The organism is Pseudovibrio sp. Ad5, from assembly GCF_001623095.1.
In the GTDB taxonomy this organism is placed as follows: Bacteria; Pseudomonadota; Alphaproteobacteria; order Rhizobiales; family Stappiaceae; genus Pseudovibrio.
On sequence record NZ_LMCH01000025.1, the window covers coordinates 61,238 to 86,683 of the forward strand.

Annotated in this window: 24 protein-coding genes; 18 read left to right on the forward strand and 6 right to left on the reverse strand. The window is 51.1% G+C overall.

Annotation, left to right across the window (positions count from 1 at the left end; translation table 11 throughout):
* Positions 1-23 precede the first annotated feature (23 nt).
* The 5 genes from PsAD5_RS12545 to PsAD5_RS12565 all read left to right on the forward strand — a co-directional run bounded on the left by PsAD5_RS12545 (position 24) and on the right by PsAD5_RS12565 (position 5,306).
* Positions 24-1,349, forward strand: a complete 1,326-nt coding sequence (locus PsAD5_RS12545; protein ID WP_063292361.1) for a homoserine dehydrogenase — start codon at positions 24-26, stop codon at positions 1,347-1,349.
* A gap of 46 nt (positions 1,350-1,395) precedes the next feature.
* Positions 1,396-2,391: a class II fructose-bisphosphatase gene (gene glpX, locus PsAD5_RS12550; RefSeq protein ID WP_063289178.1), complete on the forward strand. Its 996-nt coding sequence runs from the start codon at positions 1,396-1,398 to the stop codon at positions 2,389-2,391.
* Positions 2,392-2,487: 96 nt separating this feature from the next.
* Complete coding sequence (gene recJ, locus PsAD5_RS12555; RefSeq protein WP_063292362.1) at positions 2,488-4,320, forward strand: single-stranded-DNA-specific exonuclease RecJ; 1,833 nt, start codon at positions 2,488-2,490, stop codon at positions 4,318-4,320.
* 69 nt (positions 4,321-4,389) lie between these two features.
* Positions 4,390-4,863 carry a GNAT family N-acetyltransferase gene (locus PsAD5_RS12560; RefSeq protein ID WP_063292363.1) on the forward strand — a complete coding sequence of 158 codons (474 nt, stop codon included), beginning with the start codon at positions 4,390-4,392 and terminating at the stop codon, positions 4,861-4,863.
* A complete protein-coding gene (locus PsAD5_RS12565) occupies positions 4,863-5,306 on the forward strand; it encodes a GNAT family N-acetyltransferase (protein ID WP_057464402.1) in 444 nt (147 codons plus the stop codon). Before PsAD5_RS12560 ends, PsAD5_RS12565 begins: the two co-directional genes overlap by 1 nt.
* On the opposite strand, the gene PsAD5_RS12570 is transcribed toward PsAD5_RS12565, so the two are convergent.
* Positions 5,265-5,762 (reverse strand): GNAT family N-acetyltransferase, encoded by a 498-nt coding sequence (locus PsAD5_RS12570; protein WP_063292364.1) that lies wholly within the window; start codon positions 5,760-5,762, stop codon positions 5,265-5,267. The two genes, PsAD5_RS12565 and PsAD5_RS12570, sit on opposite strands and share 42 nt — an antisense overlap.
* A 148-nt stretch (positions 5,763-5,910) precedes the next feature.
* On the opposite strand from PsAD5_RS12570, the gene PsAD5_RS12575 reads away from it, so the two are divergent.
* Complete coding sequence (locus PsAD5_RS12575) at positions 5,911-7,062, forward strand: choloylglycine hydrolase family protein (protein WP_084405958.1); 1,152 nt, start codon at positions 5,911-5,913, stop codon at positions 7,060-7,062.
* 241 nt (positions 7,063-7,303) lie between these two features.
* Entirely contained in the window at positions 7,304-7,723 is a 420-nt protein-coding gene (locus PsAD5_RS12580) for a DUF423 domain-containing protein (protein WP_057464405.1), read from the forward strand.
* 80 nt (positions 7,724-7,803) lie between these two features.
* Here the strand turns inward: PsAD5_RS12580 and PsAD5_RS12585 are convergent, their stop codons facing one another.
* Positions 7,804-9,852: a M3 family metallopeptidase gene (locus PsAD5_RS12585; RefSeq protein ID WP_063292366.1), complete on the reverse strand. Its 2,049-nt coding sequence runs from the start codon at positions 9,850-9,852 to the stop codon at positions 7,804-7,806.
* 219 nt (positions 9,853-10,071) lie between these two features.
* Positions 10,072-10,623 (reverse strand): CAP domain-containing protein, encoded by a 552-nt coding sequence (locus PsAD5_RS12590; RefSeq protein WP_208981936.1) that lies wholly within the window; start codon positions 10,621-10,623, stop codon positions 10,072-10,074.
* Positions 10,624-11,202: 579 nt separating this feature from the next.
* Between PsAD5_RS12590 and PsAD5_RS12595 the strand changes: the two genes are divergently transcribed.
* The 9 genes from PsAD5_RS12595 to PsAD5_RS12635 all read left to right on the forward strand — a co-directional run bounded on the left by PsAD5_RS12595 (position 11,203) and on the right by PsAD5_RS12635 (position 20,943).
* Positions 11,203-12,945 (forward strand): ArnT family glycosyltransferase, encoded by a 1,743-nt coding sequence (locus tag PsAD5_RS12595; RefSeq protein ID WP_208981935.1) that lies wholly within the window; start codon positions 11,203-11,205, stop codon positions 12,943-12,945.
* Positions 12,945-14,009, forward strand: coding sequence for a phosphatase PAP2 family protein (locus tag PsAD5_RS12600; protein ID WP_063292367.1), 1,065 nt, complete (start codon positions 12,945-12,947; stop codon positions 14,007-14,009). Before PsAD5_RS12595 ends, PsAD5_RS12600 begins: the two co-directional genes overlap by 1 nt.
* A 53-nt stretch (positions 14,010-14,062) precedes the next feature.
* Entirely contained in the window at positions 14,063-14,839 is a 777-nt protein-coding gene (locus PsAD5_RS12605; RefSeq protein WP_084404487.1) for a glycosyltransferase family 2 protein, read from the forward strand.
* A complete protein-coding gene (locus PsAD5_RS12610) occupies positions 14,839-15,156 on the forward strand; it encodes a lipid-A-disaccharide synthase N-terminal domain-containing protein (protein WP_063292368.1) in 318 nt (105 codons plus the stop codon). Before PsAD5_RS12605 ends, PsAD5_RS12610 begins: the two co-directional genes overlap by 1 nt.
* Before the next feature lie 579 nt (positions 15,157-15,735).
* Complete coding sequence (locus PsAD5_RS12615; RefSeq protein ID WP_063292369.1) at positions 15,736-16,758, forward strand: amino acid ABC transporter substrate-binding protein; 1,023 nt, start codon at positions 15,736-15,738, stop codon at positions 16,756-16,758.
* An 84-nt stretch (positions 16,759-16,842) separates the two neighbouring features.
* Positions 16,843-18,045 carry an amino acid ABC transporter permease gene (locus tag PsAD5_RS12620; protein ID WP_063292370.1) on the forward strand — a complete coding sequence of 401 codons (1,203 nt, stop codon included), beginning with the start codon at positions 16,843-16,845 and terminating at the stop codon, positions 18,043-18,045.
* 1 nt (position 18,046) lies between these two features.
* Positions 18,047-19,165, forward strand: a complete 1,119-nt coding sequence (locus PsAD5_RS12625; protein WP_063289167.1) for an amino acid ABC transporter permease — start codon at positions 18,047-18,049, stop codon at positions 19,163-19,165.
* Between the two features lie 39 nt (positions 19,166-19,204).
* The gene (locus PsAD5_RS12630; protein WP_063289166.1) at positions 19,205-20,002 is read left to right on the forward strand and encodes an amino acid ABC transporter ATP-binding protein; all 798 of its coding nucleotides are present in this window, start codon (positions 19,205-19,207) and stop codon (positions 20,000-20,002) included.
* A 137-nt stretch (positions 20,003-20,139) separates the two neighbouring features.
* On the forward strand, positions 20,140-20,943 hold the full coding sequence (locus tag PsAD5_RS12635; protein WP_063292371.1) for a hypothetical protein: 804 nt from the start codon (positions 20,140-20,142) through the stop codon (positions 20,941-20,943).
* Between the two features lie 33 nt (positions 20,944-20,976).
* Here the strand turns inward: PsAD5_RS12635 and PsAD5_RS12640 are convergent, their stop codons facing one another.
* Complete coding sequence (locus PsAD5_RS12640) at positions 20,977-22,092, reverse strand: trypsin-like serine peptidase (RefSeq protein ID WP_084405959.1); 1,116 nt, start codon at positions 22,090-22,092, stop codon at positions 20,977-20,979.
* 97 nt (positions 22,093-22,189) lie between these two features.
* On the opposite strand from PsAD5_RS12640, the gene PsAD5_RS12645 reads away from it, so the two are divergent.
* Positions 22,190-23,218, forward strand: a complete 1,029-nt coding sequence (locus PsAD5_RS12645) for a hypothetical protein (protein WP_063292372.1) — start codon at positions 22,190-22,192, stop codon at positions 23,216-23,218.
* Positions 23,219-23,321: 103 nt separating this feature from the next.
* On the opposite strand, the gene PsAD5_RS12650 is transcribed toward PsAD5_RS12645, so the two are convergent.
* A complete protein-coding gene (locus PsAD5_RS12650; RefSeq protein ID WP_084405960.1) occupies positions 23,322-23,936 on the reverse strand; it encodes a TetR/AcrR family transcriptional regulator in 615 nt (204 codons plus the stop codon).
* An 87-nt stretch (positions 23,937-24,023) separates the two neighbouring features.
* Here PsAD5_RS12650 and PsAD5_RS12655 point away from each other — a divergent pair, with 87 nt between their 5' ends.
* Complete coding sequence (locus PsAD5_RS12655; protein ID WP_063292373.1) at positions 24,024-24,827, forward strand: HD domain-containing protein; 804 nt, start codon at positions 24,024-24,026, stop codon at positions 24,825-24,827.
* Positions 24,828-24,833: 6 nt separating this feature from the next.
* On the opposite strand, the gene PsAD5_RS12660 is transcribed toward PsAD5_RS12655, so the two are convergent.
* The gene (locus PsAD5_RS12660; RefSeq protein WP_057464415.1) at positions 24,834-25,421 is read right to left on the reverse strand and encodes a TetR/AcrR family transcriptional regulator; all 588 of its coding nucleotides are present in this window, start codon (positions 25,419-25,421) and stop codon (positions 24,834-24,836) included.
* Positions 25,422-25,446: the final 25 nt, after the last annotated feature.

Consider the following 25,446-nt stretch of genomic DNA (forward strand, 5'->3'; position numbering starts at 1 on the left):
CCACCTACAGATACTGGGTATTTATGACTGATATTTTGAAAGTTGGCGTTGCTGGTCTAGGAACCGTCGGTGCTTCGTTGGTGCGTATCCTCGAGGCCAAGGCGAATGTTCTTGCTAATCGATGTGGCCGACCTATCAAAGTAGTGGCTGTGAGTGCTCGCAGCCGCTCTAAAGATCGTGGTGTTAATCTGGATGGATTGACCTGGTTTGAAGATCCCGTTGAACTTGCCAAGTTCGACGGGATTGATGTTTTTGTGGAGCTGATTGGTGGTGAAGACGGTCCGGCTGAGGTGAGTGTTCGCACTGCGCTAGAAACCGGCAAGCACGTTGTCACAGCTAATAAGGCGCTCTTGGCGAAGCACGCGGTTGCGTTCTCTCACCTTGCAGAAGCCAAAGGTGTGAGCCTCAACTATGAGGCCGCCGCCGCTGGTGGTATTCCAATCATCAAGACCATGCGTGAGAGCCTTGCGGGCAATGATGTGTCCCGCGTTTACGGCATCATGAACGGCACTTGTAACTACATCCTCACGCGGATGGAGCAGGAGAGCCTGTCATTTGCTGAGTGTCTTGCTGATGCGCAGCGCCTTGGGTATGCCGAAGCTGATCCAACCTTTGACATCGAAGGTTTTGATACCGCACACAAGCTTGCTCTGCTGACCAGCCTTGCGTTTGGTTGTGAAGTGAATGCCGATGCGATCTATGTGGAAGGGATCACTTCCATTACGACTGCTGATATTCGCGCTGCGGATGAGCTGGGTTATCGGATCAAGCTGCTGGGTGTTGCTCAGCGTACTGATACGGGGATCGAGCAACGTGTGCACCCGACTATGGTGCCGAAGTCTTCTGCAATCGCTCGCATTGATGGTGTGTTGAACGCCGTTGCTGTTGATGGTGATGCGGTTGGTGAAGTGGTGCTGGTCGGTCCGGGTGCTGGCGGTGATGCAACAGCATCCTCTGTGATCTCCGATCTTGTCGATATTGCACGTGATGTTTCTCTGCCGGTGTTTAGTCAGTCTGCGACAACACTTGCAGATTATGTTCCAGCGCGTATGCGAGCGCATGAAGGTGGTTATTACATTCGTCTGGCTGTGTTGGACGTAGCCGGTACTTTTGCCACAATTGCGCGCTGTATGGCGGACAAAGGGATCTCACTTGAGTCTATTGTCCAACGTGGACCGCATTCCAGAAATGATAAGGATGGTGTAAGCGATCCTGCAGCACCGCGAAGTGTTATCCTTATCACGCATGAGACCACTGAACTGGCTGTGCGCGAAGCTCTGGATGCGATTGCTGCTGAAAAAGTAACTTCTGGTAAGCCTCAGATGTTACGAATTGAGAACCTGAAATAATACTTCCTCACGTTTAACGTGAAAACAGGACACCCGAGAGGTTTAAATGGCGGATAGTCATCAGGACGCAACTGACGTTCTTGACCGTATTCTGACACTGGAACTTGCACGCGTTACGGAACGTGCTGCTGTATCTGCAGCACGTCTTCGTGGGCGGGGCGATGAAAAGGCAGCTGACCAGGCTGCTGTGGACGCAATGCGCCGCGAACTGAACCAGCTGCCAATCGACGGTACTGTCGTGATTGGTGAAGGGGAACGTGATGAAGCGCCAATGCTCTACATTGGCGAAAAGGTTGGCACAAAAGACGGGCCAAAGGTTGATATCGCACTTGATCCGCTGGAAGGTACCACGATCTGTGCGAAGAACATGCCAAACTCCATTGCTGTTATCGCGCTGGCACCAGAAGGCGGTTTGCTGAACGCACCTGACAGCTACATGGATAAGATTGCGATTGGTCCGGGGTATCCTGAGGGTACCATCGATCTGGATCGCCCAATTCAGGAAAACCTTGCAGCTGTTGCGAAAGCAAAGGGCTGTGAAGTGAAAGACGTAACCGTCTGTGTGCTGGACCGTCCGCGTCACGCTAAGCTGATTGACGACATCCGTGCTACGGGTGCTTCCATCTTCCTGATTGGTGATGGTGATGTCGCTGGCATCATTTACACCACTGACCCTGAAGAGACCGGTATCGATCTTTATGTTGGTATTGGTGGTGCACCTGAGGGCGTTTTGGCTGCTGCAGCTCTGCGCTGTATTGGTGGTCAGATGCAGGGCCGTCTGGTGATCACTCGCGAAGAGCAGGTTGAACGCGCAGGCCGCATGGGTATTGACGATATCAATCGCAAATACACCATGGAAGAAATGGCTGGCGGAGACGTTCTGTTTGCAGCAACCGGTGTGACAACTGGTAACTTCCTGAAGGGTGTGAAGCTGGGCCGTGATAACATCACCACCCACACTGTTGTGATGCGCTCCACGACCGGTACTGTTCGTTTCATTGAAGCGAAGCATACCCAGTTGGAAAAATTCCATCTGGATTGATTTAGCGCTTCCTTCAAGCTAGATAAATAGAGTGGGCGGGTGTGTTGAACACTCGCCCCTTTTGCTTTTATACGAGAATCCGGGCAGTTTCTTTCTATGGTTATGACGTTGGATGCATCCAGTACCGAGCGACGTGTCGTTCTTGGTGTCAAAAAGTCTTTGAGCGCACGTATGTGGCGTGAGCGGCTTGATGATCAGGGGCTCTCACAAGCACTGGCCATTGCTCAAAGAACCGATCTGCCTGAAGTGGTTGGCCGTGTGCTTGCCGGGCGCAATGTGGCGCTGGAAGAGGCTTCCGGGTTCTTAAATCCTTCCCTTAAAGACCTGATGCCGGATCCTTCCAAACTGGTGGATATGGATAAGGCCTGCGCACGCGTTGCAGATGCGCTGCAGGCGGGCGTTAAGATTGCGATCTTCGGGGATTACGATGTTGATGGGGCAACGTCCTCTGCTTTGCTCAAGCGCTACTTGTTGCAGCTTGGAGCGGAGCCGGATGTCTATATCCCGGATCGCATCATTGATGGTTATGGGCCAAATCCAACGGCGATCAATCAGCTTCATGCAGGTGGAGCACGGTTGCTAGTCACAGTAGACTGTGGTTCCACGTCGTTTGAAGCCTTTGAAGAAGCCAAGCGGATCGGACTGGAAGTGGTGGTTCTGGATCACCATCAGGTGGATGAGAGCTTTCCGGAAGTTCATGCTCTGGTGAATGCCAACCGGCAGGATGATTTGTCGGGGCAGGGCCATCTGGCAGCTGTGGGTGTTACCTTCCTGTTCCTTGTTGGTTTGAACCGGGAGTTGCGGCGGCGTGGTGCTTTTGCGCAGCGCGCTGAGCCCCGGCTTATGGACCTTCTCGATCTTGTTGCACTTGGAACGATTTGTGATGTGGTGCCGCTTAAGGGGCTGAACCGTGCTTATGTGGTGCAGGGCCTTAAAGTGATGGCACGGCGTGAGAACATTGGCCTTTCCTGTCTTGCTGATATTTCCCGATTGAGTGGAAAGCCGACGCCGTATCATCTGGGTTACATGCTTGGACCGCGCATCAATGCGGGCGGACGAATTGGCGATTCAGCTCTCGGTATGAAACTGCTTTCCTCTGATGATCGGGCGGAGGGTGAGCGGATTGCAGCGACACTGGAACGGCTCAACCAGGAACGTCAGGCCATGGAAGCTGTGATGCTGGAAGAAGGCGAGGGGCAGGCGTTCCAGAAAATGGAGGTCACTGTTCCTCCTGCCGTGCTTTTGACAGGAGCAGACGGCTGGCATCCGGGTGTCGTTGGATTGATCGCCTCGCGGTTGAAGGAGCGTTACCGCCGGCCTGCTTTTGCGATGGCGTTTAATGAAAAGGGTTTGGGCACTGGTTCAGGCCGTTCAATCATTGGTGTTGATCTGGGCTCTGTGGTTCGTGCAGCTGTTGAGGCGGGTTTGCTTGTCAAAGGCGGAGGGCATGCAATGGCGGCAGGGCTGACCATTGAAAAGGCAAAAGTGCCTGAGTTTGAGGCCTTCCTGAGCGAGCAGTTGAGTGAGGATGTGGAGCAGGCCTCTGCTGACCATGAACTCACTATTGATGGTGTGCTGACGCCTGCCGGTGCAAACCTGAGCCTGCTGGATATACTGGAACAGGCAGGACCTTATGGTGCTTCGCACGCAGAACCTGTCTTTGCCTTGCCATCTGTGCCGATCAAATTTTCCAAGGTGGTTGGGCAAGGCCATGTGAGTGTGACGCTTGGCGGCAATGAGGGAACGAACCTCAAGGCGATTGCTTTTAAAGCTGAAGACCAGCCTCATGGGAAGGCGCTCTTACAAGCTCGCGGCAAGCCCCTGCATATTGCTGGTAGTTTGAGTGTTGATACGTGGCAGGGGCAGGCGAAACCGTCCTTACGCATTATTGATGTGGCAGACCCAACCAGAGGGCAATACGGCGCATAGGTCCGGGCTTTTCGGATTGCTTCAGCCTGCGTGAGATGTTTAGTCTTCTCCATCTAAGGAGGCCTGAACTTGAATATTATCAGGGCCAGAGCGCAGCATATTTCGGAAATGAATGAGGTTATCCTCTCAGCGAAAGGCCATTGGGGCTATTCGCAGGAGATGATGGATGTCTGGCTGCCTGATCTGATCGTTGATGCAGTTGTTTTGGCAAACAGGCATTTCTGGGTCTTGGAAGCTGAGGGCCGGATTGTTGGTGTGTTTTCTATTTCCGTTGATGCAGAGCAACGCAGCGAGCTTGAGGACTTCTGGGTCTCTCCGCAACTGATGGGTAGGGGCGCAGGGCGGATTATGTTTGGCTTCATTCAGAACTGGCTGCAAGATCAGCAGCTTCCAGAGCTGGTGATTGTCTCTGATCCTCATGCCAAAGGATTTTATGAGCGTATGGGAGCGGAGGAAATTGGGTTTCAGCCTTCCCTTCCAGCAGGGCGGAAATTGCCGGTGATGCGATACGTTTTGGAACCAAGGCCACTAAGGACTGTGTGATGGATTTTCGTAGGTATCAAACCGGTGACTATGACGCATGCCTTGAGATCTTTAAGGGGAATGTTCCCAAGTATTTCATGGAGACTGAGCTGGAAGAATACAGCCTGGACCTGAAAAACCTTGATGATCCATACTATGTGGCCGAGCAAGATGGGCTGATTGTTGCTGCTGGTGGGTATTGCCTGAATGCTAAAGGGGTGGGGCTTATTTGGGGTATGGTGCGCCGTGAACAGCACGGTCAGGGGATTGGCAGAGCGCTTGTGCAATTCCGGCTTGCGCGTATTGCAAAGGACTATCCAGATCAGGCGGTTTATATCGATACCTCACAGCATACACGTCCCTTCTACGAGAGAATGGGGTTTGTTGCTGAATCCGTCGAGACGGATGGTTATGGACCCGGACTACATAAGGTGCTGATGAAACGGCCTGCTGTCTTGGCTTAATTTCTTGCGGAAAATATCTACTCCATTCACGTCATTTTCGATGCACTGCCACCCCAAACCTTCATAAAACCGGTGCAAGCTTAGTTTTGCGAAGAGGTAGAGGTGTGTTGTGCCATCGTTTAAAGCGAGTGCCTCCAGTTCTTTTGTGAGCCGGGAGCCGATGGCTTTTCCCTGGTGCTCTGGAGCGACCCATAGGGATGCCAGCCATGGCGCGTATTGCGGGCGTTTGCTCATATCTGAGCGCACCAGCATGACCATACCAAGGAACCCGGTCTGGTCGTGGGCGATCAATGTTGTTGGAATGGTTTCCTCGCTGAGGCTCGTGCGCAGTTCCTCATAAACATCTTCAACCGGAAGGCCTTCTTCTTCCCACCATTCCAGCCACATGCCTTTTGCGGCTGGCTCAAGGAAGTGAGGAACATCAACGAGGTTCGAGATGCTCAGAGTTTTGTGCATTGATTTCTCCAACTGAGCTCTAAATATTTCTCATTAAAACAACAGCATAAAGCACTTACTAAGCTTCAGAATAATCGAATGCAAACGTTATGCATTTCTTGGAGATCTCCAGAGACGATACGCATGCAAAAAGCTAAAGGAGCTTAGCATGCCATCATTATTTTCAAAAATGCAGCGCGTTGTGCTGACTGGATTGTGTTCGACCACCCTCTTGATATCACCAATTGCTGGTGCATCTGCTTGCACGAGCTTTGTTGTTACGGCCAAAGATGACGGACGTGTCTATGGGAGGACCATGGAGTTCGGCTTTGAAACTGAGTCCACTGTTTCTCTGATCCCACGCAATTATGAGCTCACGAGTTCTGGAGAGCTTAATGGGGATAAACAATGGGAAGGGGCAAAGTGGAAAAGCAAGTATGCTGTGATCGGTATGAATGCAATGAAGCATGAGACCGCGATTGTTGATGGTGTAAATGAAGCTGGTCTTGCAGCTGGTGCTCTCTACTTCCCTGGTTTTGCAGAGTACTCTGATGTGAAGGCGAGTGGCGCAGATGATGAAGTTGCACCGATTGATTTTCTCGTTTGGGTCCTATCGCAGTTTGAGACAGTTGAAGAGGTGAAAGAAGCCGTTAAGTCGATCAAGCTGGTCGATGTTGATTTTGCTCCGCTTGGCGAAGTGCCTCCGCTGCATTTCACTATTCATGACCGTTCTGGAAAGTCCATCGTGATTGAGCCCGTCGATGATGGCTTGAAGGTCTACGATAATGAGCTTGGTGTGATGACCAACTCGCCGCAGTTTGATTGGCACTTAACCAACCTGCGCAATTACGTGAACCTGACACCAATAAACTCGGCTGGAAAGAAGTTTCCAGAAGGTGAGCTGCAACCACTGGGGCAGGGATCAGGTATGCTGGGCGTGCCGGGAGATGTAACGCCGCCATCGCGTTTTGTGCGCGTGACGGCGTTTGTGACCACAGCTGAGGAACATGAAACTGCAAAAGAGAACCTCAATGTCGCTGGGCATATTCTGAACAACTTCGACATTCCGAAAGGCTTTGCCCAACCGGAAGCGCCGGATGCGGCCCAGTCTGCGAGCTCTCAGCAAGATGACAACCCAGACTACACGCAATGGTCTGTTATGGCAGATCTGAATGGTGCTGTTTATTATGTACGGAAGCTCAATGCGATGAACTTCAACTCTGTGAGCTTCAAGGACTTCGACCCGGATGGGTCTACGCTAACAATCTTGAAGCCGCTGGTGGCTGACCCGTTTAGCAATCTAGCGGATGCTGCGAAATAAGTGATGCAGGCTGTAAAGAGTCAATCTTTGCAGCCTTCTCTCTGGTCGAGGAGAGAGCCTATTGTTTGTCGCAGGACCAGGTGTTGAGGGACTGCAGCGGGGTGCATGTTCTTATCAGCTATCAATCATGGTGGTGTGTTGCTGAGGGTTTTGTAATTTTTGCTGGCTATCCTATATGCAGTTGATGCGTGTCTGTGTTTCACGCAGTATGTTATTTGGAATAGGGATTTAAGGAGCAGCCATGCCGGATAGTGCAAGTGAAGCGGTGCCTGTTGACCAGCCACGGATCAGACTTGGTCAGGGCCTTGGTCTTGGATTGGCGCTTGGCGGGTTTTGCGGTGTTATTGCCATTTTGACTTCGGCGGCCAGTTCGCACGCGGTCGATAACCAGTATCTGGGTATTATCTCTCAAATCACGATGATGCATGCCGCCGCTTTTGTCGGGCTAGGCGTTGCGCACGGGATTACGGGCTCCAAAGGCATTGCATTTGCCATGCTCTTGCTGTTTGCCGGTGTTGGTTTGTTCTGTGGTGATCTGGCTCAGCGCTTGTTCGTTGGTGAGAAGCTCTTTGACTTTGCTGCCCCAACGGGTGGCATGCTGATGATCCTGGGCTGGCTGTTTGTTTTCTTAAGTGGTCTCAACCGGATGATGAGAGGCTAGCCTTCTTCCTTTGAGTCCCCATGATAAAGGGCGAACCACATGGTCCGCCCTTTTTGATATCTGTTTTGGGTGTCTGATGTTTAGTTGACCAGCCCGCGACCTTTGAGAAGCGGCTCAATGGATGGCAGTTTGCCGCGGAAATCCATATAAGCTTTTGCCGGATCCTGAGATCCGCCTGCTGCGTAAATGAACTTTTCCAGTTTGGCTGCTGTATCAGCGTCAAACGCATCGCCCGTTTCTTCAAAAGCTTCAAATGCGTCAGCATCCATCACTTCTGACCAGAGATAGCTGTAGTAACCCGCAGAATATCCGTCTCCTGCAAAGGCGTGCAGGAGGTGCGGAATGCGGTGACGCATGATGATCTCTTTCGGCATACCGATACCGTTGAGGATCTTCTTTTCCATCTGAGCCGGATCGAGATCGTCGAGTTTATCTTCTTTATGGATTGCCATATCGACCAGAGCAGTTGCCAGATACTCAACCGTTGCAAAACCTTGGTTGAAGTTGGCTGCTGCGAGCAGACGCTCCAGAAGCTCTTCTGGAATGACTTCGCCGCTCTGGTAGTGGCGGGCATACTTTTTCAAGATTTCCGGTTGATCCAGCCAATGCTCAAAGAGCTGGGATGGCAGCTCCACAAAGTCCCGTGCCACGCTGGTGCCGGAAACAAGTGGGTGTGTCACGTTGGACATGAGGCCATGGAGGCCGTGACCAAATTCGTGGAACAGGGTGCGGGCATCATCAAAGGTCAGCAGGGTTGGCTCACCCTCTGGTGCTTTTGAGAAGTTCATCACGTTGACGATGATTGGGCGAACATCATCTTTCAGCTTTTGTTGTGAGCGGAAAGCACTCATCCATGCGCCGGAACGCTTTGAAGCGCGGGCGAAGTAGTCGCCGATGAAGATGCCGAGATGGTCACCGTTTTTGTCAAAGACCTCAAAGACACGCACATCCGGATGGTAGACGTCTTGACCCTTCAGCTCTTTGAAGGTGAGGCCAAACAAACGGGTTGCGGTGTAAAAGGCCGCTTCGATCATCTGATCCAGCTGGAAATACGGCTTGATCTCAGCTTCATCCAGATCATGCTTAGCGCTGCGGACCTTCTCTGAATAGTAACGCCAGTCCCACGGAGCGATCTCAATGTTGTCGCCCTCAGATTGCGCCATATCTTGCAGGTCAGCGGCTTCTTCCAGTGCTCGTGCCTTGGCTGGTCCCCAGACATTGGAGAGCAGATCATCCACTGCATTCGTGTTTTTCGCCATGACATCATCCAGCTTGAATGCTGCAAAGTTTTCGAAGCCGAGGAGTTTGGCTTTCTCATTGCGGAGCTGCACAGTCTCGCGGACGATTACTGAGTTGTTGGTTTTTCCCGGATTGTCACCACGGCTTGCCCAGGCATTGAAGGCTTCTTCGCGCAGGTCGCGACGTTTGGAGAACTGCAGGAACGGCTCAATGGAGGAGCGGGAGAGGGTAATGGCGTATTTGCCCGGTTCACCACGTTCCTCAGCTGCTGCGCTTGCGGCTTTTACAAGGAATTCCGGCAAGCCTTCCAGACCGCTTTCGTTTTCCAAAACGAGTTTGTAAGAGGCCTCATCAGCCAGAACGTTCTGCGCAAAGCTGGTGCCCAAAGTTGCAAGACGCTCGTTGATTTCTGCGATACGGGTTTTGCCACTGGAGTCCAGACCTGCACCAGCGCGATGGAAGATGGCGTAGTAGCGCTCCAACACACGGTCCTGTTCAGATGTCAGGTCCAGCGTGTCCTTTTTCGCCATCAGTGTTTCTATACGCTTAAAGAGGGCAGGGTTCAGGTACTTCTTAGTGCTGTAGGCCGCCAGTTTTGGTGAAACATTGCGCTCGACTTGTTGTAAGGTTTCGTTGGTATCTGCCGAGGAAAGGTTGAAGAACACGCTTGCAGCCTGCTCAAGAGCATCTTCGGCCAGTTCCAATGCTGCAATGGTGTTTTTAAAGGTTGGTTCTTCAGGATTTTGAGCAATGCGATTGATGTTGTCTTCGCCTGCCTTAAAGGCCTCTTCAAATGCGCCCTCAAAGTCTTCCGGCTTGATCTGTGCGAACGGGGGAAGTCCAAACGGGGTTTTCCAGTCTTGCAGAAGAACCTTTGTGGTCTCGCTCATATTAAATATCTCCGATGAAATTCAAAACATAGGCTGGACTCGGGTCATTTAGGAGGAGAGCCAGACTGCTTTAAATGAAATTGTGGACGCGTATTCCCTCAAGGAGGCAATGCCTCTTCATGGGAATGCGCGCTGGAGATGTGAATATGGGTGTTAATTGCAACTGCGTAAAGGAAGCGGGTTGAAAATTCCCCTAATCAATTCTCGACGCAAGGGAAGTTACTGGACTGGGAAGGGCAGCGAGACAGTTGTGAAACCTGTTGCTGTCACTGGTTTTTGAGGGGCAGCAAGTGTCATGACCCAGAAATTCCGGTAGGTGCCGTCTGCTCGGTTTGTGCGCGCTATGCCCATATGGGTGACGTTTTTGTTGAGCAGGTTTTTGTTGTGATCGGGAGAGGTTTTCCAACCTGTCATTGCAGCTGAAATGTTCGCGTAACCTGCGCCCAGGTTTTCTGCGCCTGCAAAGGATTTATAATCGTCGGTCTGGGTGCGACTGATGAGACTGGAAGAAGAATGGCGTCTGGTTTTGAGCGAATCCAGGCGGGCGATGTGATCGGCCATATCTTGCGAGACTTCGCTGAGGTGCGGGTCCAGTTTGATCGGCGGCAGGGAATGCTTCGCCCGCCATGCATTGGTCTGGCGCAATGCTTCGTTTTTGTTGATCGCAATCTGAGACAACTCAACTTTTGAAGTCTCCATCCCCAAGCCAGCGCAGCCAGCAAGTGTTCCTGCCAGCAGCAAGGCAGCAGTTGCCCTTAATTTCAAACGCACGTGTGTAATCCCGAAATGCCCGATTAGTTCATTTCATCTTAGGCATGAAATTTGGCCGAAACTGTACTGCTCGCGAGTAATCCACGTAATTCCCAAGCTGTTTCTTTATTTTGATTGTCCTTAAAAGGAGCGGCTTTGGCGCTTCGATTGCTGGTCGTGCGGAGCAGCGAGCAGTCATGTGAATACCAGTATAGATCGATATAGAGTTGGTTGCTTTATTATAACGTATTGAATTATATATTTTAAAAGTAATTATTGTCAATAAAGTTGACAAAAATACATTTCCCTCATACTTCTGTCCTTCGGATTTTCAGGTGATCTCAAAGAAGAGTGAAGACAAGCCATGAGTTTTAGAAACCTCACAGACTGTCAAATGCTGAAGACACAATTGGAAGGGGCAACTCAGGTGCTCTTCAGCTTTCCAGGGGAGGGTGTTGCTTATGGATTTAGGCCCACCGTGCATTTGAGTGGGGAGTTTTGGGGAATGTGTTCCAGATGATCGGCTGCGTATTGTTCTCAGGGAGCGGCAGTCTCTCAGACCATGTTTTTTTTGGGAGTGTGGAGGGCCTCAAGGCGGTTATGTCTGCGCAAATGAATCTTGCAATGTCTCTGAGTGAGGATGAGGTTGAGAGGTCTGATCAGCAGGCTATTTGGCTTCGTCTGGTGGCGCGCGACTGGCTGGCCCCGATCATTCTTTTGCTTTTGTGTCTGTGCTTGTACCTGCCGGGGTTGATGTCCGTTCCCCCGCTTGATCGTGATGAACCGAGATTTGCTCAGGCTTCCAAACAGATGATGGAGACAGGCAACTACGTTTCCATTCACTATCAAGAGCTGGCACGAAACAAAAAACCTATCGGAATTTACTGGGCACAAGTGGGTGCTGCCAAACTGTTAGGATATGGAGAGCATGCGCCCATTTGGGTTTATCGTCTCCCTTCTGTGATTGGCGCAATTGCAGCTGTGTTGCTGACGTACTGGACTGGGCGAGCATTTTTCCGGGAGCAGGAGGCCTTTTTAAGTGCGCTGCTTGTTACATTAGCTCTCATTTTAAATGTTGAAGCACATTTGGCTAAAACGGATGCAGCGCTTCTGGCATGTGTGATGTTGTCTCAAGGGGCTTTGGCTCGAGTATGGATAGCGCAACAAAGCAAAGCGCTTTGGGCTTCTGCCGTGCTCTTTTGGGTTGGGTTGGCGCTGGGCACCCTTATCAAGGGGCCGATCATTCTTATGGTATGCGGCCTAACCATCCTGTCGTTGGTTCTTTGGGAAAGACGAATCTCGTGGTTGAGAGGACTCGCTCCAATCGCCGGTTTTCTGCTGTTTCTTGCATTGGTCTCCCCATGGCTTATTGCCATTTACATTGAAACAAAGGGTGTGTTCTTCCGGGATGCGCTGGGCAGTGACCTTTGGGGGAAAGTGGGAACCGGGCGAGAGGCTCACGGTGCTCCACCACTCACGCACCTGTTAATCAGTTTCGTTATTTTCTGGCCAATCCCCTCTTTTCTCCTTGTAGTTTTTAAGGGAATTGGGCAAGAATTGAATAAATATTGTTATAGATTCTTGTTGTGTTGGCTGATCCCGTCGTGGGTCATATTTGAATTGGTTTCAACGAAGCTGCCTCACTACACACTGCCGATGATGCCAGTATTGGCGCTGTTGGCGGCAGGTGTGTTGACGACTGGCAGAGCAAAACAGGCCGGCGTTTATTGGCGATATGCCTCGGCGTTTTTATTCTTGCTGGTGCCGCTGGGCATTTTGATTGCTGTTTTTGTTGGGCCTTTGCTGCTTGATCTGTGGCCGTCTCCTCCCGGTGTTGTGCTGTGTGGGTTGGCTGTCATTGCCGCGTTATCAGCCACTCGTAAACTGATTGGCGGGGAGCTTGTTGGAGCATTGCCGACGGTGGGGTCTTCCGCTTTGCTGATGTTTGTCGGTTTCTGGGCATTTTCTGGTCCGGCATTGTCGATCATCTGGATTTCCAGCCGTCTCGTGGAAGTTGTTGAGCAGCTCCCGGGATGTGAGCGGAAAGACGTTGCAACAGTAGGTTTTTATGAGCCCAGCTTCGTATTTTTGCAGGGCACGCAAACAAAATTACTTGGCGCAGAAGCTGCGGCGCGTTTTTTGGCGGATGGAAGCCAGAAAGTCGGAGTGCCTAAGGGGACCTGCAGAGTCGTGCTGGTGGAAGGACGGCAGCTGGATCGGTTTGATGCGGAAGCTCTTCGGTTGGGGATGAAGACTTCGGACGTATCAACTGTATCTGGCCTGAATATCAATGGCGGTAAAGCATTGCTGATACACATTTTTTCTGCGGGTGGGGCGACGTGATGATTGATGACGGCTCCATCGATACCTTAGAGCGTCCAGTTCAGGACGTGGATCAAACAAAAGATAAATCACGCGAAGCGCAACCCTTCAAACGAGATGCCGACAGTGCTGCGTCTTATAAGCAAAGCTACAAGGAAGATGCTCCGCGGGAAGAAAGTTCCACTCCATCAATTGGTGAGCGTCTGATTGAGACCTTACGTGTTGCTGGCAATAATGCGAGACGGCATGTTGGGCAAACCTCTGCAATTTTGAAAAACCGGAAAGCACGGAGCTCTGTTGCGGCTGCTGCTCTTCCTCCACTTTTGAAGCCACAAAATATTGCGGCCTTATTGATTGGGCTGTGCGGTCTGGCGATGGTCTTTCTGGACCACAGTAGCCCGATTTGGGCTCGGAAACTGCCCGTTGCCTATCATGATATTTTCGAGGTCATTACAGATGTCGGCAAGTCTGACTGGATCCTGTTCCCAACGGGACTATGGATTCTAGCAATGATTTTTGGCGGCTGGCAGCGCCTCCCGTTTCGTAGAAAGATGGCAGTGTCGTATCTGACGATATACGGGAGTTATCTGTTCTTTGTTGTCGCTGTTAGTGGGCTGCTGGCCATTGCTCTGAAATGGAATATCGGGCGTGCCCGACCAACCCTTTTTGATGAAATGGGGCCAATGTATTTCGACTTCTTCGCGTGGGAGGCAAAGCTTTCGAGCCTTCCAAGCGGGCATTCGACAACGGCTGGTGCTCTGATCGTTGCTTTGGCATTGATTGCTCCCAGACTTCGGTGGCTGCTTGCGGTTGTGGGGCTTTGGATTGCTGCCAGCAGAGTGATTGTGGGAGCTCATTATCCCAGTGATGTTGTCGCTGGCATTATCATAGGTGGAGCATTTTCTTATTGCTGTGCTCGTTGGATGGCTCGTCGGCGGATCGGGTTTTCATTTGATGATAAAGGCGGTGTGCAACCGATCATGAGCAGTATCTCTGCGGCTTTATGTTTGAGGTCCTGGCGAGCAGCGCGATCTGACAGTTTTTCTCCCGTACAAAAACAATCGGAGACACTCCGGGCTGATTGAGGTCGTTGTCCTTAGCCTGAGCGGAGTTCCGTCTCAGGGTAGGGGTAACTGGAATGACCAAGAATGCTGGTGTGAATGAGATTGACGTTAGCGTCGTTATCCCCGCCAAGAATGAGAGAGATAATCTTCCTCCATTGCTGGATGAAATTGCGGAAGCTTTGAAGGACTACAGGTTTGAAGCCATTGTGGTTGATGATGGCTCTACTGATGATAGTCTTGAGGTTTTGCGCCGCTATGCGTTGGAGCACGGTTTTTTGCGGCTGATCCATCATAAACGGTCTGGAGGGCAGAGTTGTTCTGTGCGTACAGGGTTGTTGCATGCGCGGGGCACGTATGTTGCCACGATCGATGGCGATGGGCAGAATAATCCGATCTATTATCGTGAAATGCTTGAGGCGATGGAGAAGGGTGGTGTGCGTGTTGGTCTTGCTGCCGGGCAAAGACTGGGGCGAAAAGCCAGCCTCTTCAAACGTTACGCTTCCAAAGCGGCTAACAAGTTGCGTGGTGCAATCCTGAAAGACAATACGCGGGATAGTGGATGCGGGCTCAAATTGTTACGGCGTGATGTGTTTTTAAAGCTGCCGTATTTTGACAGCTGGCATCGGTTTTTGCCGGCGCTTGTGATCCGCGAAGGATATGAGGTGGTCCACGTGGATGTGGTTGACCGTGAGCGTGAGCACGGTGTCTCGAAATATGGGATCTTTGACCGGGCGCTTGTCGGAGTTCTTGATCTGTTTGGTGTGTGGTGGTTGCGCCGACGCCGAAAAGTCATTCCTGAAGTGGTGATGGTGACAGATTCGGATGTGTCTCCTGCTAAGGAGGACCATTGATGTTCTCGGGTTTGTATGACTGGTTTTATGATGTTTTCGTCGCTCAATGGGATTTTTGGGTTCTTTGGGGATTTGTCGCGCAATTCATGTTCATGATGCGCTTTATGATCCAATGGATTGCCTCTGAGCGGGTGGGGCGATCGATTGTCCCGGTGGCTTTTTGGTTCTTCTCAATAGGGGGTGGATCGCTCCTTTTGACTTACGCTATCGTCAAGAAGGATCCGGTTTTTATTGCGGGACAGGGGCTCGGATTGATCATTTATTTCCGAAATCTATGGCTTATCTACAAGGAAAAACGCAAGGACCCGAATTTCTAGGCGATTTATCCGCAATAAATGCACCCTGAATACACCAGTATAGCTGAACGCTATTTGCCCATAGGGAAGATAGACTTCCTTGTGGGATTTTCGTAAAATTGCGTATTATTTGTGCAGTGGGATTGTAAAGGTTAGTGTGAAATACGTATTTTTGAAGAAAATTGCTCAGATTATGCGGTCAGTTTTTAAGGTTAGTTTTTTCATTGCGCTTGTAGTCTAAGTAATATTTCCTCTCTATTTCAGTATTGTTTGGATTAATTTGTTTGCTGGTGTATAAATAACTATATTTTGCAATTTTGATTAATGGTTAAAGCGCGTGCAGCTGAGATATAAATTGCATAGAAACTTTGCAATCGCTGATGAATAGCACCTCGTAGACTAACTTATTAATAAAAACCTCTTGACGTTTTTAGAGAAATATCATCGAATGCTTAGCGAGGAGTGGTTGAAGCCAATAGGGGGGCTTTAAGGACATGCGCTGACATGTCTGTCCTGGGTGTTTTTCTTAGAGGAGGAGAACAGCCTGCTACTTCCGGTGATGAATTTTAAAATTGGACAAGAAAAAGAGGCTCCAATTCTATGAAAAAAATGATCCTTCCAGTTGCGCTGGGTGCAGCGTTCGCAGCGACTGCTCTGTCTGCAGCATCTGCCGGCACTCTCGAAGACGTGAAAGAGCGCGGTAAGCTGCGCTGCGCGGTTTCCACTGGTCTTGCAGGCTTTTCTTACACCGACGAAAACGGCAAATGGCAGGGCTTTGACGTTGACTATTGCCGTGCAGTAGCTGCTGCTGTTCTTGGTGATCCGGATGCAGTTGATTTCTCACCAACCACTGGTAAGACCCGCTTTACTGCGCTGGCTTCCGGTGAAGTGGATATCCTGTCCCGTAACACCACATGGACGTTCTCCCGTGATGCAGACCTGAAGTTCACTTTCCTTGGTGTGAGCTACTACGATGGTCAGGGCTTCATGGTGAAGAAGTCTCTTGGTGTTGCTTCTGCTAAAGAGCTGGACGGTGCAACTGTTTGTATCCAGACTGGTACAACAACAGAGCTGAACCTGTCTGACTACTTCTCAGCTGAAGGCATGTCTTACGAGCCGCTGTCCATTGAGACAAACACTGAAGGTCGTGCAAACTACCTTGCAGACGCTTGTGACGTGTACACCACCGATGCTTCCGGTCTGGCTGCTTCCCGCGCAACATTCGAGAACGCGGACGACCATATCGTTCTTCCTGAAATCATCTCCAAAGAGCCTCTCGGTCCGCTCGTCCGTCATGGCGACGATCAGTGGGCAGACATTGGCCGTTGGGTTCTGAATGCAATGAAGATTGCGGAAGAAAAAGGCATCACCGCTGCAAATGCAGACGACATGGCCGCTAACACCAAAGATCCAGAAGTTAAGCGTCTGCTTGGTGCTTCCGGTGAAATGGGTGCATCCCTTGGTCTGGGTAACGACTTCGCTCTCGTAGCTATCAAATCCGTTGGTAACTACGGCGAAATGTTCGAGCGTCACCTGGGCACACAGACCAAAGTTAATCTGGCTCGTGGTTTGAATGCGACATGGACCGAAGGTGGTCTGCAGTACGCACCTCCATTCCGTTGATCTGATTGAGATCTGACAAAAGGGGCGCTGTTGTAAGATGACAGCGCCCTTTTTTCTAAGCATAATAAATAAGGCGGGCTACTTATGAGCACTTCAACCGTACCAGCCGATAATAGCTTCCAGTTTTCGCAACTGTGGCGAGATGCTCGATACAGGTCTTATACGATCCAGATTATCGCGCTTATCGTTGCTCTGTCTGTTGTGATGATGCTCATCGGCAATGCTGTCGAGAACCTCGAAGCACTTGGCAAAGATTTCAATTTCGGTTTCTTATTTGAGCCAGCAGGCTATGACATTGGTCAGATGCTGGTAGAATATACATCCGCTTCAGGACACTGGAAAGCGGCACTTGTTGGCTTGCTCAACACACTGCTGGTTGCCTTCCTGGCTTGCGTGACTGCAACACTCATCGGCGTTTTTGTCGGTGTTCTGCGTCTCTCCAATAACTGGGTCGTCTCCCGCTTGATGGCGGTTTACATTGAAGGCGTTCGTAACGTGCCGCTGCTGCTGCAGATTCTGGCATGGTACGCTGTCTTCATTCATGTGTTTCCAACCCCCAAGCAGGCTGTCAAAGCACCAGTTATTGAAGGGGCGGTTTATGCAACAAACCGTGGTTTCTATGTTCCTGGACTGACCTTCGATGGTGGCTACCAGATTGTTGTTGCAGTTTTGCTCGCTTCCATCGGTGGCATTTTTGTATTCCGTCGTTGGGCGCGTCAGCGTCAGGAAGCGACTGGTCAGATCCTGCCTGTAGGCTACATCACGCTTGGTATTTTGATTGTACCAGCCGTTTTGGCTTATTTCGCTTCTGGTATGCCGATTGGCCTTGATTACCCTGTTGCCGGACGCTTTAACCTGAAGGGCGGCCTTAAAGTTGGTACCCCGCTTATCGCTCTGTGGTTTGCGCTTTCCATCTACTCTGCAGCTTTTGTTGCGGAAATTGTTCGCGCAGGCATCATGGCGATCAGTAAAGGGCAGACGGAAGCTGCGTATGCTCTTGGCCTTCGTCCTAAACGGACCATGAGCCTTGTTGTTCTGCCGCAGTCCTTGCGCATTATCATTCCACCAATGATCTCCAACTACCTGAACATCACCAAGAACTCATCCTTGGCGATTGCGGTTGGTTACATGGATCTGACTGGCACACTGGGCGGTATTACACTGAACCAGACAGGCCGTGAGATGGAGTGCATGTTGCTTCTGATGGCAACATATCTTCTGATTTCACTATCTATTTCAGCAGTCATGAACTTTTACAACGAATCCGTAAAGCTGAAGGGGCGCTAACATGAGTGAAAATAATTTCGCCTTTGTCTCGACCTCTGAAAAGCCTCAGTTGCCACCTCCCCAGGGTACAACTGGTGCTGTCGGCTGGATCCGTGAAAACCTGTTCTCGTCGCCGCTGAACACTATTTTGACGCTGCTCTCAATTTTTGTGGTGTATTCAACCGTGCCGGGTGTGGTCAATTGGGCGTTTGTGGATTCAGTCTGGAATGCGAACTCTCTGGATGAATGCCGGGCACTGACAGAAAATGGTGCTTGTTGGGCCGTTATTCGTGAGCGTTATCATCAGTTCCTGTTTGGTTTTTACCCAACTGAGCTGTACTGGCGTCCGATTCTGGCTTTCGTGCTGCTGTTCCTAGCTCTTGTACCCGCCCTTTGGGATGGTATGCCAAAGCGCAGTACAGCGTTGATGGCTTCTATGGCATACCCATTTGTGGCGTTCTGGCTGATTTGGGGTGGTTTTGGTCTTGAGCCGGTTTCCTCCACTAAGCTGGGCGGTTTGCTGCTGACCATGATTATCGGTGTCTCCGGTATCTCGTTCTCGCTTCCGATCGGTATCGTTCTTGCGCTGTCTCGCAGTTCCAATCTGCCTATTGTGAAGTCTCTGGCGATTATCTTCATCGAGTTCATTCGCGGTGTGCCATTGATCACCTTGCTGTTTGTTGCGCACGTTCTGCTCAACTACTTCCTGCCAAAGGGCGTGAACTTCGATATCGTGCTGCGTGTTGTCATCATGGTGACCTTCTTTGCCAGTGCTTACATGGCTGAGGTCATTCGCGGTGGTCTGGCTGCATTGCCGAAAGGGCAGTATGAAGCTGCGGATGCATTGGGGCTGAGTTATTGGCAGAGCATGCGTCTGATTATTCTGCCGCAAGCGCTCAAAATTTCCATCCCAGGTATCGTGAACACCTTCATTGGCTTGTTCAAAGACACCACACTGGTTTTGATTATTGGCCTTATGGATCCTCTCGGATTGGTTGCGCCAACGCTCGCTGACCAACGTTGGAATGGTATTTTTGTGGAACTTTATGCGTTTATCGCGTTCATGTTCTTTATCTTCTGCTTTGCAATGTCCCGATATTCGATGTATTTGGAACGCAAACTGCATACCGGCCATCGCTAGTCGCCTGGCGCAAGCCAAGAGAAACTCGGAGAAATAAAAATGAGTGACGCAAATCTCGCTGATGTTCAGGCGGACCGCTCAAAAATGCAGATTTCGGATACCGATGTGGCTATCGAAATCAACGGCATGAATAAATGGTATGGTGACTTTCATGTTCTGCGCGACATTAACCTGAAGGTTATGCGCGGCGAGCGTATCGTGATCTGTGGTCCATCGGGTTCTGGTAAGTCCACGATGATCCGCTGTATCAACCGTCTTGAAGAGCATCAGAAGGGCCAGATCGTTGTCGACGGTATTGAGCTGACCTCTGACCTCAAGAAGATTGATGAGATCCGCCGTGAAGTTGGTATGTGCTTCCAGCACTTCAACCTGTTTCCGCATCTGACCATTTTGGAGAACTGTACGCTGGCTCCAATCTGGGTTCGCAAGATGCCTAAGAAGCAGGCTGAAGAAGTTGCGATGCATTACCTTGAGCGCGTGAAGATCCCTGAGCAGGCCAACAAGTACCCAGGTCAGCTTTCCGGTGGTCAGCAGCAGCGTGTGGCAATTGCCCGTTCGCTGTGCATGAACCCGAAGGTTATGCTGTTTGATGAGCCGACATCCGCGCTTGACCCTGAGATGATCAAGGAAGTGCTGGACGTGATGATCGGTCTGGCGGAAGAGGGGATGACCATGCTCTGTGTGACCCACGAAATGGGCTTTGCCCGTAAAGTGGCAAACCGCGTGATCTTTATGGATCAGGGGCAGATTGTTGAGCAGAATGAGCCTGAGCCGTTCTTCACCAATCCGCAGCATGAACGTACTCAGCTGTTCCTCTCCCAGATCCTCAATCACTGATCTGGACAGAGTTCCCAATTCAAAGCCTCGCTGTTTCAGCGGGGCTTTTTTCTTGTCTGCTGTCTGCCGTTTTCACAGTTTGCCTGCCGCCACGTCTTTCCTTGCAGAGCAATGGCTCTCAACAAGGAAAAGTAAAAATGGCAGAATTTGACCTCTACGAAGGTATCGTCCAGCATTCCCCTAAATCCTGTGGTGCTTACTGTGTGAACGCAGCTCTTGCTCAACTGGGCTTCATGCCCAAAGCGACTGATGTCGATACGCTCAACGCAGCCGATCTCACCAAAGGTTATGATGTCACAACCGATCCAGGGCGCATTAATTTATGGCGGCTGAGTCATTTGATCTATCATCGCTTGCAGATTGCTGAGGTGGTGACGACGCAGACTTACAAAGTTTCAGGAAATCTGGAACTTGATCTCACAGCTTCGCCAGGTCCAACTGCACTTTATAAAGAAAATGACGGAACAGTTGATTTGGAGAACAGCCCTTCGGGTATGGTTGCTGTTGCGAAAACTCTTGCCCCGGGTCTGGCAAAGAACATTACTTATTACACTGCATTCGGCAAAGGCTTGTTCAACAACTTCAAAGTTCTGAATGCGGCTGGTGGTTATCTCTTCAATCGTGAGGAAGACCTGATTCAGAACAAGCTCGGCAAGACTGTGAGCCTGTCCAACGTGACCAGTATTCCGTTCCAGACCAATCAGGTGAACCTTATTCTGGTGCAGTATGCGGGCACCAATACGATGCATTGGGTTGCTGGTACGCGTCATCTGACGGATACGGATAAGGCCATGATTTATGATCCTGCGACAGGTGATGTTCTGGAGATTGCGACCACCGGTAACTTCAAACCGCAGACCAGCTCTTCCGCAAAGCCAGCGACACAGATCGGCCCGAACTCCTACGAGTTTCCAGGCATCTGGATACGGTTGGGTGCTTAATGTATCTGCCTGCTATAATATGATGTTGCAGAGTTACAAAGCCTGTGCGCTTCTTACTGCGGCGCGCAGGCCTCTGCGTTGGGCGCCGGGGCTGCTCCATGATTTTAGGAGGAAGTCGCGGATGTCGGCGTGGTGGGCTTTGGTGAACTGAGCAGTTTCCAGTGCATCTACGATACGGGAGGTGCGGATACCCTCGTTGGCTGCGTAGGCGATCTGGTCTGGGTGTCTGCGTGCGTTTGCCCGGCTGATGGGTTGGCCGTTCTTGCCCAGAATGTCACCTTGTGTGTTGGTTTGCGGGATTGCCATGTGGTGTACGGCGACGACCTCCCAGCGACTGTTAAAGACAGGGGAACCGGAGCTTCCTTTTTGCGTATCGCCGGAATACCAGCAAAACATGTGTGCATCAGTTCCATTTTCAATATGAAGAAGGTGGTTGTTATGGACGACCACGGCTTTGTTGCGTCCAAGGGGATGCTGAATGATATTAATCGGATCTCCCTTCTTGATTTTGCCTTGCTGACGGATGAGGGCGTGCCAGCCATAATGGTCCAGTGGAATGAAGCTCGGGTCTTCGTCCACGACGGCCGCGATGGCTATGTCCAGTTCTTCGTTGGCCCAGAAAAAGCGGTCTGGTTCGATGGAGCAGATTTTCGAGGGCGTCTGATTGCCGATGCGGTTAGCTTCTGCGCCGAGCTCGAAAAAGTGCTGGCGTGCTTCGTGCTCATTGGGCAAAACATGGTGGTTCGTCATGATGAGACCGTGCCCAACCAGAAAGCCGGTGCCGAACCTAAGCCCTTCAACATGCTCAATTCTGCCAACTGAGCGCGCGGCATAAAGGCCGTATTCAAAGAACTCGATTGGGAGGAGGTCGTTGCGCGTGCCGATCAAAGCTTCCTTGCCCAGTCTTGAGAGATCCTGCACGTCTTCCTCAAAGATTGAGGGCTGCGCAGAGATGGCGCAGCCTTCTGATAAGGCGAGTGTGGCCTGCCGTTTCTGATAGAGATTCAAGCGTTCCCGGCTATCTGTTTCCGCTTGTGTACCTGCAAGAATTGCACTGCGTGTTTTGTTTAAATCCCCCAGACGGCTTTGTAATCTATGAGTCGCTTTTTCAAGTAATACATTGTTTAAGTTTTGTAATTTAAGGGTCATGAAAAGTACCTTTAAATTGTTATCTGCATATGGCAAGCTTAATCATAAACTCACCTCTTGTGTAAAGTTTATCTGTAAATCTAGGAGGGGGAATACTATGAAAATTACATATGATGAGTTTTTGAAAATTGCTCGGGACCCAAGTGTCCCAGAGGAACAACTTCTAAAATACTGTGATGTGGTTGAGCATTCAGGTGCATTTGACATACAGTTCAAGATAAAGCCTGACATGGTGCAGATGACTGAGGCTGATCAGGAGTTTGAGAATGCTCTTCAGATCGGCAATTGGGCATCTCGTATCCGGCGGTATTGGCGGTTCAAAGATGCGCTCAGGGATCATCCAGAGCGGCCAATGCTGATTTCTGAGGGAGACAGCTGGTTCCAGTTTCCGATCCTGATTGATGACGTCATTGATCATCTCAGCGCACACTTCAACATTTACTCGTTAGACGCTGCCGGGGATACGGCGCAGAACATGGTGTATGGTGCGAACCGGGCGCGGCGGCGTGAGTATCTCTCCGCGCTGCTTGAATACAAGGATCAGGTGTCCGGGTTCCTGTTCTCGGCTGCCGGGAATGACGTGATCGGCGAAGATCCGGATACCGGTGTTGCAGTGCTCTTTGACGTTTTGAGAGACTTTAACGGCGATATTACTGATGTGGAAGGGCACATCGACCGTGTGGTGTTTGATGAGAAACTTGCTTTCCTCAAGGGGGCTTATGAGCGGGTGATCAGCGATATTCGCGGTGTTGCCGAGCTGCAGGAGATGCCTGTCTTCGTGCATGGATACGATTACGTGTTCCCATTCAGATGGGAGGGAGATACGCGTGATCCGCTGCATGCGGCTCAGGATGAGTGGCTGGGTGAACCACTGTCAGACCGCAATATTCCGAGCGTGCTTGGACGTAAGATCATCAGCGCAATGCTGGATGAGCTCTATGCTATGCTTGATGGTCTGGCGGCGAGCGATGACAATGTCATTGTGGTTGACTGCCGGGGGGCCATGCCAAACCTGACGGATTGGGTGGATGAAATCCACGGCACGTCTGATGGATTTGCGAAGGTAGCGAGCCGGTTTAAGGCTGCTATTGATCAGGCCCTCGTGGTGCAAGGTGCCATGACCTGATTTGAATGGGTGAGTGAGTGACTGTAAGTGCACCGGTGTTGAAAGCCGGTGCACTTTCTATTTGCCGATGGGCGGCATGATTTGCTTTGTTTGCATGCAGATGTCATGCAAGAATTTGCTCGATGCCTGCTTTTGCTGTGCGTTCCAGTTCGTCTCGCGAGGTGCCGGACCGGGCGCGCAGGGACAGGCCGTTCAGCAGGCAGCCCAGCAGGTGACCGGTGATTTCAGCGGTTTGTTTGGGCTGGATTTTCCGGTCTTTGATCGCCGCCTCAACGGTTTCGCGCATGGTCTGGTCGATCCGGTCGAGGACCATTTTCAGGACTTCTTTGATCTCTTCATCTGCACCTGCTTCAGACGGGGCTGTGCAGGTGACGAAGCAGCCCATCGGGCCGCCGTCACTCTTTGCTTTGGGCCGGTAGATCTCCATGGCTTGCATGAAAACCTTCTCCAGGCCCCGTGAAATCTCTGTCTCAGACAGGATGGCTGCTTCGGTGCGTTTGCCCATCATTTCGGCAAAGTGCTCCAGGCACTTGATGTAGATGTCCTTCTTGGAGCCGAAGGTGGCGTAAAGGCTTGGGCGGTTGATTTTGGTTTCTGCGGAGATCTGATCCAGACTGGTTGCCGAGTAACCGTTTTTCCAGAAAATCTGCTGAATTGTGGTCAGCGCTTCGTCTTTGTCAAAAAGGCGCGGGCGTCCGCGTGGGCGTGATGGACTCATTTATGTACTGCTTCGCATAAAAATATTGAGCTCTAAATATTGATGCGATACGGTACATAATTATTTTTGTTTTTGGAAGAGCGAGTTATGTCTGTGACAGCAAAGGATTGCAGAGCCTCTGAGCGCGTGATGGGTAGCCTGAATTGGGGCAATCGCGACGGGGCGTACAGCAAGGGGCGGCTGACGCCTCTGGAACATCTCAAACTGGTTGGCAATCTGGTGCGCACGCAGTTGGTTGAGCTGGGTGACAGCGTGAAAGACCGGTTGGGCTTGTTGTCGCCGGTTTCTTCTGGGCTGGAAGCGCTGCTGCCTGTTGAGACGGGATTGGTGCGCGATAGCCTTGATTTTGCTGTTGAGACGCATGATGCGAGATTGCTGCATCACAGCTGGCGGACCTATCTGTTTGGCGTGCTGCTGGGGGAGTATGCAGGTGTGCCGTTTGATCGGGAGCTCTTGTTCTCAGCGGCGATCTTGCACGACAGTGGATTGATCAATGATCGTGAGATCCAAGTGCATGAGTGTTGCTTTGCGATCTCTGGGGCTGAAGTGGCGTGCAATCATCTCTCCAGTTGTGGGCATGATGCTGATACGGTGCATAGGGTGGGCGACGCGATTGCGCTGCATCTGAATGCCTATGTCTCAGCGCGGGCGCATGGGGGTGAGGCGTATCTGGTGAACCGAGGGGCGATGTGTGATCTGTTTGGTGCAGGGCATCGCCGTCTTGCCAAGTCCAGCGTGGATGAAATCATGCACAAGCACCCGCGTGATGGGGTGATTGAAGCGTTGGAGTTTGAAACGGCACGCCACCTGAAAGGCACGCGGCCTTATGTGTTGACCAAGCTGACAGGTGGCAAAGCGCCGAAGACTGCGTTTGATATCTATGGCGTATAGCGCCGTCTAAAGCACCAATGAGAGCAGCTTTTGAACTTCGGTGTGCTGCTGTTGCGTGTCTTTGTACTCGCCGCAGACACGGCCAATTGCGACGTGGATCATGAAAGCGCGGACGGAGACTGCGCCGAGTTTTGGATCAATTGCTCGAATAGATTTGTCCTGCTGGCCCTTCTCAACACTTGCTTGAAAGAGCGCATCAATGCTGATTGCGACATTGATGAAGTTTTCCGCTCTGGTGCCTTTTTCCCAACCAGCAACATCGATGAAGATGCGCAGGAATTCTGGTTGTTTTTCAAAGTATTCCAGAATTCCCATGAGAGATTGATTCAATACATCCCGCCCATTGAGGGGGCTACTTTCTGCTGCCTTGTGAAGACTGTCCACGCAGGCTTTCAGCTCCTTCAGGCCGATCTCGGCAAACAGTCCCAGCTTGTCGCCGAAGTGGGCGAAGAGCGTGCCTTTGGAAACGTTGGCTTGCTCGGCAATGCTCTCTGTGCTGACCGCATTGAAATTGCCTTCATTGAACAGGCTCGTTGCCGCCACCAAAATGCGCTGGCGGGTTTCCTGTGCTCGTTTTTGTTTGCCCTGAAGCATGGTTCCCTCAATCTGAATAATATGA

Coding starts and splice junctions, on each gene's coding strand:
- PsAD5_RS12545 (WP_063292361.1), top strand. CDS start 24: ATGACTGATATTTTGAAAGTTGGCGTTGCTGGTCTAGGAACCGTCGGT.
- glpX (WP_063289178.1), top strand. CDS start 1,396: ATGGCGGATAGTCATCAGGACGCAACTGACGTTCTTGACCGTATTCTG.
- recJ (WP_063292362.1), top strand. CDS start 2,488: ATGGTTATGACGTTGGATGCATCCAGTACCGAGCGACGTGTCGTTCTT.
- PsAD5_RS12565 (WP_057464402.1), top strand. CDS start 4,863: ATGGATTTTCGTAGGTATCAAACCGGTGACTATGACGCATGCCTTGAG.
- PsAD5_RS12570 (WP_063292364.1), bottom strand. CDS start 5,762: ATGCACAAAACTCTGAGCATCTCGAACCTCGTTGATGTTCCTCACTTC.
- PsAD5_RS12575 (WP_084405958.1), top strand. CDS start 5,911: ATGCCATCATTATTTTCAAAAATGCAGCGCGTTGTGCTGACTGGATTG.
- PsAD5_RS12580 (WP_057464405.1), top strand. CDS start 7,304: ATGCCGGATAGTGCAAGTGAAGCGGTGCCTGTTGACCAGCCACGGATC.
- PsAD5_RS12585 (WP_063292366.1), bottom strand. CDS start 9,852: ATGAGCGAGACCACAAAGGTTCTTCTGCAAGACTGGAAAACCCCGTTT.
- PsAD5_RS12595 (WP_208981935.1), top strand. CDS start 11,203: ATGTCTGCGCAAATGAATCTTGCAATGTCTCTGAGTGAGGATGAGGTT.
- PsAD5_RS12600 (WP_063292367.1), top strand. CDS start 12,945: ATGATTGATGACGGCTCCATCGATACCTTAGAGCGTCCAGTTCAGGAC.
- PsAD5_RS12605 (WP_084404487.1), top strand. CDS start 14,063: ATGACCAAGAATGCTGGTGTGAATGAGATTGACGTTAGCGTCGTTATC.
- PsAD5_RS12610 (WP_063292368.1), top strand. CDS start 14,839: ATGTTCTCGGGTTTGTATGACTGGTTTTATGATGTTTTCGTCGCTCAA.
- PsAD5_RS12615 (WP_063292369.1), top strand. CDS start 15,736: ATGAAAAAAATGATCCTTCCAGTTGCGCTGGGTGCAGCGTTCGCAGCG.
- PsAD5_RS12620 (WP_063292370.1), top strand. CDS start 16,843: ATGAGCACTTCAACCGTACCAGCCGATAATAGCTTCCAGTTTTCGCAA.
- PsAD5_RS12625 (WP_063289167.1), top strand. CDS start 18,047: ATGAGTGAAAATAATTTCGCCTTTGTCTCGACCTCTGAAAAGCCTCAG.
- PsAD5_RS12630 (WP_063289166.1), top strand. CDS start 19,205: ATGAGTGACGCAAATCTCGCTGATGTTCAGGCGGACCGCTCAAAAATG.
- PsAD5_RS12635 (WP_063292371.1), top strand. CDS start 20,140: ATGGCAGAATTTGACCTCTACGAAGGTATCGTCCAGCATTCCCCTAAA.
- PsAD5_RS12640 (WP_084405959.1), bottom strand. CDS start 22,092: ATGACCCTTAAATTACAAAACTTAAACAATGTATTACTTGAAAAAGCG.
- PsAD5_RS12645 (WP_063292372.1), top strand. CDS start 22,190: ATGAAAATTACATATGATGAGTTTTTGAAAATTGCTCGGGACCCAAGT.
- PsAD5_RS12650 (WP_084405960.1), bottom strand. CDS start 23,936: ATGAGTCCATCACGCCCACGCGGACGCCCGCGCCTTTTTGACAAAGAC.
- PsAD5_RS12655 (WP_063292373.1), top strand. CDS start 24,024: ATGTCTGTGACAGCAAAGGATTGCAGAGCCTCTGAGCGCGTGATGGGT.
- PsAD5_RS12660 (WP_057464415.1), bottom strand. CDS start 25,421: ATGCTTCAGGGCAAACAAAAACGAGCACAGGAAACCCGCCAGCGCATT.